13 protein-coding genes and 1 pseudogene are annotated in these 13,462 nt (G+C 72.2%); 10 read left to right on the forward strand and 4 right to left on the reverse strand.

Annotated features, from left to right (window positions below; all coding sequences use genetic code 11):
- Positions 1-62 precede the first annotated feature (62 nt).
- Positions 63-2,018 (reverse strand): acetate--CoA ligase, encoded by a 1,956-nt coding sequence (gene acs / locus EZM51_RS02305; RefSeq protein WP_136706600.1) that lies wholly within the window; start codon positions 2,016-2,018, stop codon positions 63-65.
- A 487-nt stretch (positions 2,019-2,505) separates the two neighbouring features.
- Here acs and EZM51_RS02310 point away from each other — a divergent pair, with 487 nt between their 5' ends.
- The 5 genes from EZM51_RS02310 (at position 2,506) to EZM51_RS02330 (ending at position 5,655) form a co-directional block, all read left to right on the forward strand.
- Complete coding sequence (locus EZM51_RS02310) at positions 2,506-3,594, forward strand: TadA family conjugal transfer-associated ATPase (RefSeq protein WP_136706601.1); 1,089 nt, start codon at positions 2,506-2,508, stop codon at positions 3,592-3,594.
- The gene (locus tag EZM51_RS02315) at positions 3,591-4,637 is read left to right on the forward strand and encodes a type II secretion system F family protein (protein ID WP_248305419.1); all 1,047 of its coding nucleotides are present in this window, start codon (positions 3,591-3,593) and stop codon (positions 4,635-4,637) included. The genes EZM51_RS02310 and EZM51_RS02315 overlap by 4 nt, the downstream gene beginning before the upstream one ends.
- Before the next feature lie 61 nt (positions 4,638-4,698).
- The gene (locus tag EZM51_RS02320) at positions 4,699-4,956 is read left to right on the forward strand and encodes a DUF4244 domain-containing protein (RefSeq protein WP_136706602.1); all 258 of its coding nucleotides are present in this window, start codon (positions 4,699-4,701) and stop codon (positions 4,954-4,956) included.
- A gap of 16 nt (positions 4,957-4,972) precedes the next feature.
- On the forward strand, positions 4,973-5,281 hold the full coding sequence (locus EZM51_RS02325; protein WP_248305420.1) for a TadE family type IV pilus minor pilin: 309 nt from the start codon (positions 4,973-4,975) through the stop codon (positions 5,279-5,281).
- Positions 5,281-5,655 carry an Rv3654c family TadE-like protein gene (locus tag EZM51_RS02330; RefSeq protein WP_136706604.1) on the forward strand — a complete coding sequence of 125 codons (375 nt, stop codon included), beginning with the start codon at positions 5,281-5,283 and terminating at the stop codon, positions 5,653-5,655. Before EZM51_RS02325 ends, EZM51_RS02330 begins: the two co-directional genes overlap by 1 nt.
- A gap of 126 nt (positions 5,656-5,781) precedes the next feature.
- On the opposite strand, the gene EZM51_RS02335 is transcribed toward EZM51_RS02330, so the two are convergent.
- The 3 genes and pseudogenes from EZM51_RS02335 to EZM51_RS20995 form a co-directional block, all read right to left on the reverse strand.
- On the reverse strand, positions 5,782-6,027 hold the full coding sequence (locus EZM51_RS02335; RefSeq protein WP_136706605.1) for an acyl carrier protein: 246 nt from the start codon (positions 6,025-6,027) through the stop codon (positions 5,782-5,784).
- Positions 6,024-6,746, reverse strand: a complete 723-nt coding sequence (locus tag EZM51_RS20990) for a 2-oxo acid dehydrogenase subunit E2 (RefSeq protein WP_136706606.1) — start codon at positions 6,744-6,746, stop codon at positions 6,024-6,026. Before EZM51_RS20990 ends, EZM51_RS02335 begins: the two co-directional genes overlap by 4 nt.
- Positions 6,747-6,885: 139 nt before the next feature.
- Positions 6,886-7,494 (reverse strand): annotated as a pseudogene (locus EZM51_RS20995) (AMP-binding protein); the annotation flags it as partial.
- Positions 7,495-7,858: 364 nt separating this feature from the next.
- On the opposite strand from EZM51_RS20995, the gene EZM51_RS02350 reads away from it, so the two are divergent.
- From EZM51_RS02350 to EZM51_RS02370, 5 genes are read left to right on the forward strand one after another with little or no spacing between them, the layout of a single operon-like run.
- Positions 7,859-8,587, forward strand: coding sequence for a GntR family transcriptional regulator (locus tag EZM51_RS02350; protein ID WP_136706607.1), 729 nt, complete (start codon positions 7,859-7,861; stop codon positions 8,585-8,587).
- Positions 8,588-8,640: 53 nt separating this feature from the next.
- Positions 8,641-10,179 carry an MmgE/PrpD family protein gene (locus EZM51_RS02355; RefSeq protein WP_136706608.1) on the forward strand — a complete coding sequence of 513 codons (1,539 nt, stop codon included), beginning with the start codon at positions 8,641-8,643 and terminating at the stop codon, positions 10,177-10,179.
- A 9-nt stretch (positions 10,180-10,188) separates the two neighbouring features.
- A complete protein-coding gene (gene prpB, locus EZM51_RS02360; RefSeq protein ID WP_136706609.1) occupies positions 10,189-11,100 on the forward strand; it encodes a methylisocitrate lyase in 912 nt (303 codons plus the stop codon).
- Positions 11,097-12,221, forward strand: a complete 1,125-nt coding sequence (locus EZM51_RS02365; RefSeq protein WP_136706610.1) for a bifunctional 2-methylcitrate synthase/citrate synthase — start codon at positions 11,097-11,099, stop codon at positions 12,219-12,221. The genes prpB and EZM51_RS02365 overlap by 4 nt, the downstream gene beginning before the upstream one ends.
- Positions 12,222-12,258: 37 nt before the next feature.
- Positions 12,259-13,443, forward strand: coding sequence for a thiolase family protein (locus tag EZM51_RS02370; protein WP_136706611.1), 1,185 nt, complete (start codon positions 12,259-12,261; stop codon positions 13,441-13,443).
- The last annotated feature ends 19 nt before the right edge of the window (positions 13,444-13,462 follow it).

Below are 13,462 nucleotides of genomic sequence, written 5' to 3' on the forward strand. Positions count from 1 at the left end.
GCGAACGACGGATGCCGCGGCGGGAAGACTCCCGGCCGCGGCATCCGTCGTTCGACAGCGCGCTATCGCACCTGCGAGCTGATCACCTGCATGATCGAGGTGTCGGCGAGCGTCGTCGTGTCGCCGACCTCGCGGCCCTCGGCGAGGTCGCGGAGCAGGCGTCGCATGATCTTGCCCGAGCGCGTCTTCGGGAGTTCGTTGACGACGAACACCTGGCGCGGGCGGGCGATCGCGCCGATCTGCATGGCCACGTGCCGGCGCAGTACCTCGCTCACGTCCTCGATCGTCGAGACCGCGTCGGCGTGGCTCTGCTTGAGGATGACGAACGCGACCACCGCCTGGCCGGTGGTTTCGTCCGCTGCGCCGACGACGGCGGCCTCCGCCGTCCACGGGTGCGCGACGAGCGACGACTCGATCTCGGCCGTGGAGAGCCGGTGGCCCGACACGTTCATGACGTCGTCGACCCGGCCGAGCAGCCAGATGTCGCCGTCCTCGTCGCGGCGGGCGCCGTCGCCGGCGAAGTACTTGTCGCCGAACTTCTCCCAGTAGGTCTCCTTGAACCGCTCGGGGTCGCCCCAGATGCCACGGAGCATCGACGGCCACGGCTCGGTGACCACGAGGAGCCCGCCGTTCTCGCCGTCGACGGGGTCGCCGTCGTCGGTGAGGATGTCGATGGAGACGCCCGGAACCGGCACTTGCGCGCTGCCGGGCTTCAGGTCGGTGATGCCGGGCAGCGCCGAGATCATGATCGCGCCGGTCTCGGTCTGCCACCAGGTGTCGACCACGGGGACGGAGCCGCCGCCGATGACGTGGCGGTACCAGATCCACGCCTCGGGGTTGATCGGCTCGCCGACGGAGCCGAGCAGGCGCAGCGATCGCAGGTTGAAGGCGTGCGGGATCTGCCGGCCCATCTTCATGAAGGAGCGGATGGCGGTGGGCGCCGTGTAGAGGATCGAGACCTTGTAGCGCTCGACGATCTCCCACCAGCGGCCGGGGTGGGGCGTGTCGGGCGTGCCCTCGTACAGCACCTGGGTCGCGGCGTTCGCGAGCGGACCGTAGACCACGTAGGAGTGCCCGGTGATCCAGCCCACGTCGGCGGTGCACCAGTACACGTCGCGCTCGGGGTGCAGGTCGAACACGTTCTTGTGCGTGGACGCCACCTGCGTGAGGTAGCCGCCCGTCGTGTGCAGGATGCCCTTCGGCTTTCCGGTGGTGCCGGAGGTGTACAGGATGAACAGCGGATGCTCCGCGTCGAAGCCCTTCGCGACGTGCTCGTTCGAGGCGTTCGCCACGGTCTCGTGCCACCAGAGGTCGCGATCGGCGTTCCAGCCGATCTCGTTCTCGCCGCGGCGCACCACGAGCACGTTGCGCACGGTTCCGCCGTCGGCCTTCGCCAGCGCCTCGTCGACGACCGGCTTCAGCGGGAACACCTTGCCCTTGCGCCATCCACCGTCGGCGGTGATGACGAGGGATGCCTCGGCGTCGTCGATGCGGGAGGCGAGACTGTCGGCGCTGAACCCGCCGAACACCACCGAGTGGATGGCGCCGATGCGCGCGCAGGCGAGCATCGCGACGACCGCCTCGGGGATCATCGGGAGGTAGATGGCGACGCGGTCCTGTTCGCCGATGCCCAGCTCGGTCAGCACGTTCGCGGCGCGCTTGACCTCATCGGTGAGCTCGGCGTAGGTGATGTCCCGGCGGTCGCCGGGCTCGCCCTCCCAGTGCAGGGCGATGCGGTCGCCGAGGCCGGCCTCGACGTGGCGGTCGAGGCAGTTCACGGCGACGTTGAGCTCGCCGTCGTCGAACCATTTCGCGAACGGGGGGTTGGACCAGTCGAGGGTGCGCGTGAACGGCTTCTCCCACTGGAGGAGCTCGCGGGCCTGGTCGGCCCAGAATCCGAGGCGGTCGGTGCGTGCCGCCTCGTAGAGGTGCTCGTCGGCGACGGCTTGGGCGGCGAACTCGGGGCTCGGGCGGAAGCGCCTGATCTCCTCGAGCGCGTGATCGATCTGAACGGTCATGATTGTCCGGTCGCTCCTTCGCGATTGAATCATCGGTTGGGTCGCCTGCCCCACCCAGCACCATACCTCGGCGCCGGGACCTGCTCGTAACCGTCGGGTCACGCTCCGTCGCATTCGATTTCGGGAGCCACGCCGGGTGCCGCTGGTGACCCGTCGCGGGACGCGCTACTGTGCCTTTGCGCAGAGAAATCTGTGTGTCGGCACAAATGAGGACAAAAAGTGCTTGCGCATTGTTCCTCAGGCAATACACTGAGTACCGCCCGAACACTCGTTTCGAGGCCTGCAGCGCTCGTGATTCCCCCCAATCCTTGCGCTGCCGAGGCGGCACCTGTTCCCCCCAATGGGTGCCGCCCCCTTTCGTTAACAGGCACCGCCACGGCGGAGCCCGCGGGTCGAGTCCTCCTCCACAACGGGGTGGGGGAGGCTCATTCCCCACCTTCACGCGAACGGATGCCGCGGCCGCGTGCCTGCGGCCTACCGTCGCAGCATGACCATCCCCTTCGTCGCCACCCCGTCGTGGGAACGCGAGCCGCGCCGAGTCGCCGCCACGCCCGGCCCGGCCGCGGCCGACGCGGCTGAACGCCTCGTACCCGAGATCGACGAGGCCGCCGGCCTCGGGGCGGCGTCGAGGTCGGTTCCCGCCCCCACGGCCGACGACGCACTCGCGGTGCTCGGACCGCTCGCGCCGTTCGCGGCATCCGGACCGGTCACCGACCTCTTCGTGAACGGGCCGGGCGGCCTGTGGATCGATCGCGGCGCGGGTCCCGAGCCCGAGCCGTCGTGGACGGCCGACGAGGCCGAGGTGCGTGCGCTCGCCGTGAGGCTCATCGCGAGAGGTGGTCGCCACATCGACGAGGCGACGCCGGCGGTCGACGTGCGGCTCGGTCGGGGCATCCGCGTGCACGCCGTGCTCCCGCCGGTCTCGACCCGAGGCACGCTGCTGTCGGTTCGCGTGCCGCGTGCCTCGGGTTTCCCACTCGCGGCGCTCGCCCGCGCGGGCATGGTGGACGCGGCGCAGGAGGCGATGCTCCGAGAGGCGGTCACGGCGCGGAAGAACCTGCTCGTGACCGGCGCGGGCGGCGCCGGCAAGACGACGTTCCTCGCGGCGCTCCTCGGCGAGGCATCCGAGCGCGAACGCATCGTGCTCATCGAGGACGTCGCCGAGCTCACCGTCGACCATCCGCACGTGGTCTCGCTCGAGGCGCGGCAGGCGAACCTCGAGGGCGCGGGCCGGCTCGGGCTCGACGCGCTGCTCCGCGAGGCGCTGCGCATGCGGCCCGACCGGCTCGTCGTGGGGGAGTGCCGCGGGGCGGAGCTGCGCGAGCTCCTCGCCGCCCTGAACACCGGCCACGACGGCGGCGCCGGCACGCTGCACGCGAACTCCCTCGACGACGTGCCGGCCAGGCTCGAGGCGCTCGGCTCGACGGCGGGCCTGTCGCCCGACGCCGTGGCGCGGCAGACGGTGAGCGCGTTCGACCTCGTGCTGCACGTCGAACGCGTCGACGGGCGGCGACGGCTCGCGCAGGTCGGCCGGTTCCGGCTGCAGGGCGACCGGCTGGCGGTGGAGGCCGCGTGACCGGGCGGATGTCGCAGCCGCTCGCCCGGCTCATGGCGCGCGTCGGCGCGCTCCGCGATCGTCCCGATCCAGCCGGCGACATCGATGCCGTCGCGGCCGTCACCGAGCGACTCGCCGTGCTGCTCTCGGCGGGCGTGCCCGCGCCGACCGCGTGGGGGCACGTCGGCGACGAGCCCGAGACGGCGCTCCGCGGCGAGGCCGCCCGCGGCATCGGGCGTCCGGAGGGTGCTGGCGCCCGCACCCGGCGAGCGGTGCTCGGGGCGGCAGCACGGGCGGCGGCCGACGGCGGGTCCGTCTCCGGGGCGATCGCCGGCTCCGTGGCCGACGACCCCGCGTCCGCGGGTGCATGGTCGGTGCTCGCCGCGGCCTGGGCGGTCGCGGCGGAATCGGGCGCCCCGCTCGCCACGAGTCTCCGCGACCTCGCGGCATCGCTGCGCGACGAGGCGCAACTGCGTCGCGAGGTGCGCACGGCGCTCGCCGGTCCCGTCGCCAGCGCGCGCCTAGTGCTGGCCCTGCCGCTCATCGCGGTCGCGTTCGGCGCGCTGCTCGGCTTCGACACCGTCGCGATCCTGTTCGGCAACCCCGTCGGCCTGGCATGCGTCGTGCTCGGCGGGCTCCTCCTCTGGGCGGGGCGACGTTGGAGCGCCCGACTCGCGTCCCGCGCCTCGGCATCGCGCGCCGACGCGGGACTCGAGCTCGAGCTGCTCGCCATCGCGATGTCGGGCGGCGCCTCGATCGAACGCGCACGCGGCATCGTGGGCGACGCGCTGTCGTCGAACGGCATCGCGACGCACGATCGCGGGGCGTCGGATGCCGTGATCGCGCTGGCCGCTCGCGCGGGTGCGCCGGTCTCCGACCTCCTCCGCGCCGAGGCGTTCCGGCTCCGCAGGGTCGCCCGTGCCGACGGCGCCGCGCGCGCCGCGGCGCTCGGCGTGCGGCTCATGCTGCCGCTCGGGGCCTGCGTGCTCCCCGCGTTCGTGCTCCTCGGCGTCGTGCCGCTCCTCGTCTCCGTCGTCTCGGCCACCCTCGGCGGTGGCTCGTGACGCCAGCAGGCTCGTGCCGCCCACCCGCCGGGAGACCGGCAGAACAGGAAGGAACACCACCATGCACCACCAGACCGCGCCGCTCGAGCCCGAGCGCGCCGCACCGGCCGAGCGGGCGGATCCGCACTCGGCGACCCGCCGCGCGTTCCGCGCCGCCGTCCGACGCGTCGCCGGAGAGCGGGGCGCCGCGACCGCGGAGTACGCCGTCGCCACCATGGCGGCGGTCGGGTTCGCCGGGCTCCTCGTCGTCATCCTGCGGGGCGATGAGGTTCGCGGCATCCTCACCGACCTCGTGCGGAATGCGCTCACGGTCGGCTGATCGGGATCGGGGCAGCGTGACGGCGGAGTTCGCCGTCGCGCTGCCCGCGATCGCGCTCGTGCTCGCCGCGTGCCTCGCATCGGTCCAGCTGGTCGGGCAGCACGTGCGCCTCACGGATGCCGCGGCCGATGCGGCCCGGGCGCTCGGCCGCGGCGAGTCGGCGGCCGAGGCGGGCGCGATCGCCGACCGGGTCTCGGGCGGAGCGTCGCTCGTCGTGAGCGAGGATGGCGAGTTCGTGTGCGCCACGCTGCAGGCGCCGGGCCGGGGGCTTCTCGCCGCCGTGGTCCTGCGGGCCGAGTCGTGCGCCGTGTCGGGAGGTCGGTGATGGGCTGGTGGGCGTTGGTGCGTTGGCGCTGCGCCGCCGCCCGCGACCGGGGCGCGGCATCCGTCCTGGCGGTCGGCATCGTCGGCGCGGTGGTGGCGCTCACCGCGATGGTGGTCCCGGTCGCGTCCGCATTCGTGGCGTCGCAGCGTGCGGCGAACGCAGCCGACGCCGCCGCGCTCGCCGCCGCCGACGCCGTCTCGGGCGCGGTGGCGGGCATCCCGTGCGAGTTGGCGGCCGAAGCGGCGGCGCGCAACGGGGCGACGCTGACGACGTGCCGGATCGAAGGCGCCGTGGCCACCGTCGGCGCCGCGCTCGACTCACTGGGAACGACCCTCACCGCCTCCGCGCGGGCCGGGCCGCCCGGCTCGCACTGACGACCCGACGGAGGTCGCGCCACCTGAAGCCCGTGCAGGACAGCTTGTGCAGGGGAAGTGTCCCGATGCCTGTCCCGCACGCAGGAAGCAGCGATTTCTCCTGCAGGGGCCAAGGTGCTTCGGAGATCATCCCGCGCGCGCGGCGAAGTAGTCGACGAGGCGCTGCACGGTGATCAGGTCGGCGTAGTCGTCCTCGGGAGTGCTGACGCCGGTCGACTGCGCGAGCACCTCGAGCAGCCGCAGGAAGTCGAGCGAGTCGAGTTCGAGGTCCTGGCGCAGCCGAGACGACGCGTCCAGTCCTTCGGTGTCGACGTCGGGCGCGACCTCGTTGATCGCGTCCAGCACTGCGGCGCGGGCATCCTGTTCGTTCACAGCTCCTCCGGTTTCTGCAGCAGCTCGTCGACGAGGGCGAGGAAGCGACCCCCGCGCAGGCCGTCACTGGCGCGGTGGTCGGCCGACAGCGTCGCGGTGACCGTCGGGCGTACGCCGATCATGCCGTTCACCGCGCGGGGCTGCTCCACCACGCGGCCGAAGCCCACGAGGGCGACCTGCGGCGGGTAGATGACGCCGAAGACCGTCTCCACGCCGAGGTCGCCGAGGTTCGTCACCGTGATGGTCGGATCGGCCATCTCGGCGCGCTGGAGCCGCCCGGCCCGGGCGCGGGCGACGAGATCGCGCAACCGCTCCATGAGCTCGTCGAGCGCGAGCGCATCGGCGTCGTGGATCGCCGGCGCGACGAGTCCGCCGCCGCGCAGCGCCACGGCGACCCCGAGGTGCACGGCCGGACTCGGCTGGAATGCGCCGTCGACGAAGAACCCGTTGACGTCGGGGACCTCCTTGGCGGCCTTCGCGGAGGCCGCGAGGAGCAGCGCTGCGGTCACCAGCCGTGTCGCGATCGGTCGGTCGGCGTTCGCGCGCTGCATCCAGTCCATCGCTGCACCGAGGTCGATCGTGGTGCTCAGGTAGTAGTGCGGGACCTCGCGCTTCGAGCGAGCCATCAGGGCGCCCACGGCCCGGCGCAGGTTCGCGACGCGTTCGGCCGCCACGGCGGGCGTCGTCGTACGGCGTTCGGTCGGCGGTACCGCAGGCACGGCCTCCGCCGCGGCTGCGGGGGCCGCCCCGGGCGCGGCCTCTTCGCGCGGGGGTTCTTCGGGCGGTGTTTCGGGCTGCGGGTTGCATCGCCGCGATCTCGCCGTACGGGGGCGCTTCGGCGATGAGGGCGCCGAGGTCGAGGGTGCCGCGTTCCGGTTCGCCGTCGGCGTCGACGAGGAGCACGTGGCGCAGGGCGGGGAGGTCGTCGCGCAGGGCTGCGACCTTCCTGCGGTAGAGCGCCCTGGTCGTGACCAGCACGCTGCCCGAGCCGAGCTCGAGTCGCTGTCGCACCGGCTCCGGGCCGAACGCCGAGAACAGGGGACAGAACACGGCGCCGTGCTTCAGCGTGCCGAGCACCGCCGTGTAGAGCGCGGGCGACCGGCCGAGGAGCGAGAACACGCGCTCGCCGCGCTGCACGCCGAGCGTGCGCAGCAGGCTGGCGAACCGATCGGTCTCGTCGGCCAGGGCCGCATAGCTGAGCGAGCGGATGCTGCCGTCCGCACGCACGAACCGCAGGGCGTCACGTTCCGCGAGCGCGCCGGTCGCATGCCGGTCGACCGCCTCGTGGGCGATGTTCACGCCCCCGGGCAGCCCGGTCAGCGCGCGTCGGGCGTCGTCCCAGCTGAAGGATGCGCGGGTCTCGTCGTAGTCGAGGAGGTTGGGCGTCACCGTCAGGGACGCGACGTCCTTGGCGATCGGGGGCCAGCGGGTGGACGCAGGCGTCGTTGCGGGCGTTGTTGCCTCCATGGCGCGAGGCTACGCCGGCCGCAGGGGCGTGGCGCGGGCCCTTCGTCCCGTCGGATGCCCGCAGCATCCGGTTCGGGGCATCCGGCCCGCGGCATCTGAGGACTTCCGGCTGATCGAGGTCGTTCTCGCCCGGGACCTCCGCAGTCGCGGGGATCTCCTCAGAACCAAGGGCGAGGGGAGCTGCGGGCTGGATGCCTGGGCCGCCTGGGGCATCCGGGGCATTCTGCTGCACGTCATGTATACACACGCGTCCACTGGAAGATGAGAGAGGTGCGGGAAATTCAGGGACAATGGAGCGGACTTGCCGCTCGAAGTCGCGACGTGTATACATGAAGCCGAACGCCGAGGCGACGGGAGGGATACGATGCGAGCTGGTGACCGCGCCTATCGCACGCTCCGCACCGAGATCCTCGACGGTGTGCTGGGGCCCGGCACCGTGCTGCAGGAGGTCGAGCAGTCCACTCGCCTCGGGGTGAGCCGAACCCCCGTGCGCGAGGCCCTGCGCCAACTCGCCGCCGACGGACTCGTCGACGCGTCCGGCCGGGGAGCCGTCGTCACCGCGGTGTCGCGCGACGACATCGTCTCGCTGTACGAGCTCCGCGAGGCGCTCGAGGCGAAGGCGGCGGCGCTCGCCGCACAGCGGGGTGAGGCGGTTCCGTTCCTCCTCATCCGTGATCGGCTGCTCGGAGCGCCGCGGCTCCTCGCACAGGGCGAGCCGGGGCTCGCCCCGTACTTCGCGATCGTCGACGACCTCGACGACGCGATCGAGGAGGCCGCCGCCAACCCCTTCCTCGCCACCGCGCTGCGCAGCGTGCAACTGCACTCCGCCCGCATCCGCCGCCTCTCGCGGCACAACCCCGAGCGGCTGCGTGCGGCCGCCGGCGAGCACCTGCTCATCGTCGAGGCGATCCTGGCGCGCGACGCCGAGCTCGCCTCCCACGCCACCCACGTGCACCTGCACATGAGCCTCACCAACGCCCTCGCCACGGCGCCCGCCGGCGCCGAACCCGCGGCGCCCTCGACGCCCGCGGCGCCCTCCACGCCCGCGGCGTCCGCGGCCCCAGACGTCCCGCGCGGGCCGCGCGTGGCCTGAGGCATCCGACCCCACCGACCGACACGACACCGACTCCACCGAAAGGCTCCACCGTGCAGCTCCACCATGTTCGCGTCCACCGCAGCGACGAGAACCTCGCTCGCGACGGCCAGCTGGCCTGGAAGATCGCCGAGGTCGCAGCCGACCCCGTCGAGGTGACCGAGGAGGTCGCCGAGATGGTGATCAACCGCGTCATCGACAACGCGGCGGTCGCGGCGGCATCCCTCAACCGCGAGCCCGTCGTGGCCGCGCGGTCGCAGGCGACGTCGCATCCGGTGTCGATCCACGGGGAGGGCGCGACCGTCTTCGGCCTCGACGCCGCGCGCCGCACGAGCCCCGAGTGGGCGGCGTGGGCGAACGGGGTCGCCGTGCGCGAGCTCGACTACCACGACACGTTCCTCGCGGCGGAGTACTCGCACCCGGGTGACAACATCCCGCCGATCGTGGCCGTCGCGCAGCACCTCGCCGCGGGTCGCGGCCTCACCGGCCGCGACCTGGTGCGCGGCCTGGCGACGGGGTATGAGATCCAGATCGACCTGGTGAAGGCGATCTCGCTGCACCGGCACAAGATCGACCATGTCGCCCACCTCGGGCCGTCGGCGGCGGCCGGCATCGGCACGCTGCTCGGACTCGACGCCACCACGATCTTCCAGTCGATCGGCCAGGCGCTGCACACGACCACTGCCACGCGGCAGTCGCGCAAGGGGGAGATCTCCAGCTGGAAGGCGCACGCCCCCGCGTTCGCGGGCAAGATGGCCGTCGAGGCGGTCGATCGTGCGATGCGCGGCCAGACGAGCCCGACCCCGATCTACGAGGGCGAGGACGGCGTCATCGCGTGGCTCCTCGACGGCCCCGAGGCCAACTACGACGTGCCGCTGCCCGAGGAGGGCGAGGCCAAGCGTGCCATCCTCGACTCGTACACGAAGGAGCACTCGGCCGAGTACCAGGCCCAGGCGTGGATCGACCTCGCCCGCAAGCTCCACCGCGAGCACCCCGAACTCGTCGCCGACCCGTCGAAGATCGCGAGCGTCGTCATCCACACGTCGCATCACACGCATTACGTCATCGGCTCGGGCGCGAACGACCCGCAGAAGTACGACCCCGCGGCCTCGCGCGAGACGCTCGACCACTCCATCCCGTACATCTTCACCGTCGCCCTGCAGGACGGCACCTGGCACCACGTCGACTCGTATGCTCCCGAGCGCGCCGGCCGGCCCGACACCGTCGAGCTGTGGCGCAAGGTCACCACGGTCGAGGACCCCGAGTGGACGCGCCGCTACCACTCGCTCGACATCGCCGAGAAGGCGTTCGGCGGGCGGGTCGTGATCACCCTCGCCGACGGCGGCGAGATCGTCGACGAGATCGCCGTCGCCGACGCGCACCCGCTCGGCGCCCGTCCGTTCGGACGCGAGCAGTACGTGCAGAAGTTCCGCACCCTCGCGGCCGACGTGCTCGAGGCCGCCGAGATCGAGCGATTCCTCGACGTCGCCCAGCGCCTTCCGGAGCTGGGTCCCGAGGAGCTCGCCCAGCTCACCATCGTCGCCGCACCCGGCGTGCTCGCACAGGTCGACACACCCGTCGGCATCTTCTAGGAGGTCACCATGCTGTACGCACAGACACCAGCCCACGAGAAGCGCCGCCGATTCCGGGAGCGCCTCGCCACCGGCGAGATCCTGCGGTTCCCGGGCGCGTTCAACCCGCTCTCGGCGCGGCTGATCGAGCGAAAGGGCTTCGACGGCGTCTACATCTCGGGCGCCGTGCTGTCGGCCGACCTGGGCCTGCCCGACATCGGCCTGACCACGCTCAGCGAGGTGGCGGGCCGCGGGAGGCAGATCACCCGGATGACCGAGCTGCCCGCGATCATCGACGCCGACACGGGATTCGGCGAGCCCATGAACGTGGCCCGCACCGTGCAGGAGATGGAGGATGCCGGCCTCGCCGGCCTGCACATCGAGGACCAGGTGAACCCCAAGCGCTGCGGGCACCTCGACGGCAAGCAGGTGGTCGACGAGTCGACCGCGCTGCAGCGGATCCGCGCGGCCGTCGATTCCCGTCGCGACGAGAACTTCCTGATCATGGCGCGCACCGACATCCGGGCCGTCGACGGCCTCGACGCCGCGGTGGACCGTGCGAAGAAGCTCGTCGACGCGGGCGCCGACGCGATCTTCCCCGAGGCGATGGCCTCGCTCGAGGAGTTCGCGGCGATCCGCGCGGCGGTCGACGTGCCGCTGCTCGCGAACATGACCGAGTTCGGCAAGAGCGAGCTCTTCACCGTGGAGCAGCTCGCGAACGTCGGCATGAACATCGTCATCTGGCCGGTGTCGCTGCTGCGGCTCGCGATGGGCGCCGCCGAGCGCGGCCTCGACGAGCTCGACACGACCGGCACGCTCAACGGCATGCTCGGCCGCATGCAGCATCGTGCCGACCTCTACGAGCTCCTCGACTACGAGGGCTACAACCGCTTCGACACCTCGATCTTCAACTTCACCGTCGCGCGGGAGGAGCAGGCATGACCGACCAGGTGATCTTCAAGGGGCTCGCTGGGGTGGCCGTCGACCACACGGCCGTCTCGAAGGTGAATCCCGAGACGAACTCGCTGCTGTACCGCGGGTATCCCGTGCAGGAGCTCGCGGCATCCGTGTCCTTCGAAGAGGTCGCGTACCTTCTCTGGCACGGTGAACTCCCCGAGGCCGCGCAGCTGGCGGAGTTCCGCGCCGCCGAGCGCGCCGGGCGGACGCTGCAACCGAACGTGAAGGCTGCGATCGACCTGCTGCCGACGACGGCGCACCCGATGGACGTGGTGCGCACGGCCGTGAGCGTGATCGGGGCATCCGACCCGGCCGCCGACGATGCGAGTCCCGAGGCGAACCTGGCCAAGGCGAAGGCGCTCTTCGCGGCGCTCCCCGCCGTGGTCGCGTACGACCAGCGGCGCCGTCGCGGCCAGGAGCTCGTCGAGCCGCGCGACGACCTCGGCTACTCCGCCAACTTCCTGTACATGAGCTTCGGAGAGGTGCCCGACGAGGTCGTCGTCGACGCGTTCGACGTGTCGATGATCCTCTACGCCGAGCACTCCTTCAATGCGTCCACGTTCACCGCCCGGGTGATCACATCGACGCTCTCCGACCTGTACTCGGCGGTCGTCGGCGCGATCGGCGCGCTCAAGGGACCGCTGCACGGCGGTGCCAACGAGGCCGTCATGCACATCTTCGACGAGATCGGCACCGCCGCGAACGTGGTGCCGTGGCTCGACGAGGCACTCGCTGAGAAGCGCAAGATCATGGGGTTCGGGCACCGCGTGTACAAGAACGGCGACTCCCGGGTTCCCACGATGAAGACGGCGCTCGACACCCTGATCGCGTACTACGACCGGCCGGATGTCGCGGAGCTCTACGACACGCTCTCGGCCGAGTTCGTGGCCCGCAAGGGCATCCATCCGAACCTCGACTATCCGTCGGGGCCCGCGTACCACCTCATGGGCTTCGACACCGAGATCTTCACGCCGCTGTTCGTGGCGAGCCGGGTCACGGGCTGGACGGCGCATATCATCGAGCAGGCCGCGGCCAATGCGCTCATCCGCCCGCTCTCGGTCTACAGCGGTGTCGAGGAGCGGCACGTGCCGGTCCCGGTCGCCTGACCGGTTCCGTCGGCACCGATTCGAAGAGGAGTGATCGATGCGCAGTGAGAAGGTCGTGATCGTCGCAGGGGCTCGCACCCCGATCGGCACGTTCGGTGGGGCGTTCCGCGGCACGCCGGCGCACGAACTGGGCGCCGCCGCGGCAACGGAGGCGCTCGCTCGCGCCGGAGTCGGCGGCGACGAGGTCGGCGAGGTGGTGATGGGCTGCATCGGCCAGGTCGCCGGCGACGCGTACAACGCGCGGCGGGTCGCCCTCGCGGCGGGGCTGCCCGTGCGGGTGCCCGCCTTCACGGTCAACCGGCTGTGCGGCTCGGGCCTGCAGGCGATCTGGTCGGGTGCCCAGGAGTTGCTCTGGGGCGGCGTCGACGTGGTGCTCGCCGGCGGCGACGAGAACATGAGCCGCATGCCGTTCTACGACTTCGACGCCCGCTTCAACGATCGGCTGGGGGACCGCACCCTCGTCGACGGCACGGTGGCGATGCTCACCGACCCGTTCACCGGGTCGCACATGGGCGTCACGGCCGAGAACGTCGCGGCGCGCTACGGCGTCTCCCGCGTCGAGCAGGACGAGTTCGCCGTCGAGAGCCAGCGCCGGGCGGCGACGGATGCCGCGCGGGCGGCCTTCGCCGAGGAGATCGTGCCGTTCACCACCGGCGGGCGGAAGCCAGTCGAGGTCGTCGCCGACGAGCATCCGCGCCCCGGCACGACGCTCGAGGCGCTCGCCGGCCTCCGCCCCGCCTTCCAGCAGGGCGGCTCGGTGACGGCCGGCAACTCCTCGGGAATCAACGACGGCGCGGGCGCCGTCGTGCTCATGCGCGAGGCCGACGTGCGCGATCGCGGCGTGGGCGGCCTCGCCACGATCGAGGCGGTGGCGACCGCCGGCATCGAGCCCGAGCTCATGGGGTACGCGCCCGTCATCGCCCTGGCCCGGCTGTTCGAGCAGACCGGCCTGACCCCGGCCGACATCGGCACGATCGAGCTGAACGAGGCCTTCGCGGCGCAGGCCGTCGCCGTGATCCGCGACGCGGGACTCGACCCCGAACGCACCAACCCCTACGGCGGAGCGATCGCGCTCGGACACCCCGTCGGCGCGACCGGCGCGATCCTCACCGTGCGCGCCGCCCTCGACCTGCACCGGCGCGACCTGGAGTACGGGATCGTGACGATGTGCATCGGCGGCGGCCAGGCACTGGCGGCGCTCATCCGGCGCTGGGACGGCTGAGGGCGGCCCGCCCGCTCGC

This window comes from Agromyces sp. H66 (genome assembly GCF_004959775.1).
Taxonomy (GTDB): Bacteria; Actinomycetota; Actinomycetes; order Actinomycetales; family Microbacteriaceae; genus Agromyces.

Coding starts and splice junctions, on each gene's coding strand:
- acs (WP_136706600.1), bottom strand. CDS start 2,018: ATGACCGTTCAGATCGATCACGCGCTCGAGGAGATCAGGCGCTTCCGC.
- EZM51_RS02310 (WP_136706601.1), top strand. CDS start 2,506: ATGACCATCCCCTTCGTCGCCACCCCGTCGTGGGAACGCGAGCCGCGC.
- EZM51_RS02320 (WP_136706602.1), top strand. CDS start 4,699: ATGCACCACCAGACCGCGCCGCTCGAGCCCGAGCGCGCCGCACCGGCC.
- EZM51_RS02330 (WP_136706604.1), top strand. CDS start 5,281: ATGGGCTGGTGGGCGTTGGTGCGTTGGCGCTGCGCCGCCGCCCGCGAC.
- EZM51_RS02350 (WP_136706607.1), top strand. CDS start 7,859: ATGCGAGCTGGTGACCGCGCCTATCGCACGCTCCGCACCGAGATCCTC.
- prpB (WP_136706609.1), top strand. CDS start 10,189: ATGCTGTACGCACAGACACCAGCCCACGAGAAGCGCCGCCGATTCCGG.
- EZM51_RS02365 (WP_136706610.1), top strand. CDS start 11,097: ATGACCGACCAGGTGATCTTCAAGGGGCTCGCTGGGGTGGCCGTCGAC.
- EZM51_RS02370 (WP_136706611.1), top strand. CDS start 12,259: ATGCGCAGTGAGAAGGTCGTGATCGTCGCAGGGGCTCGCACCCCGATC.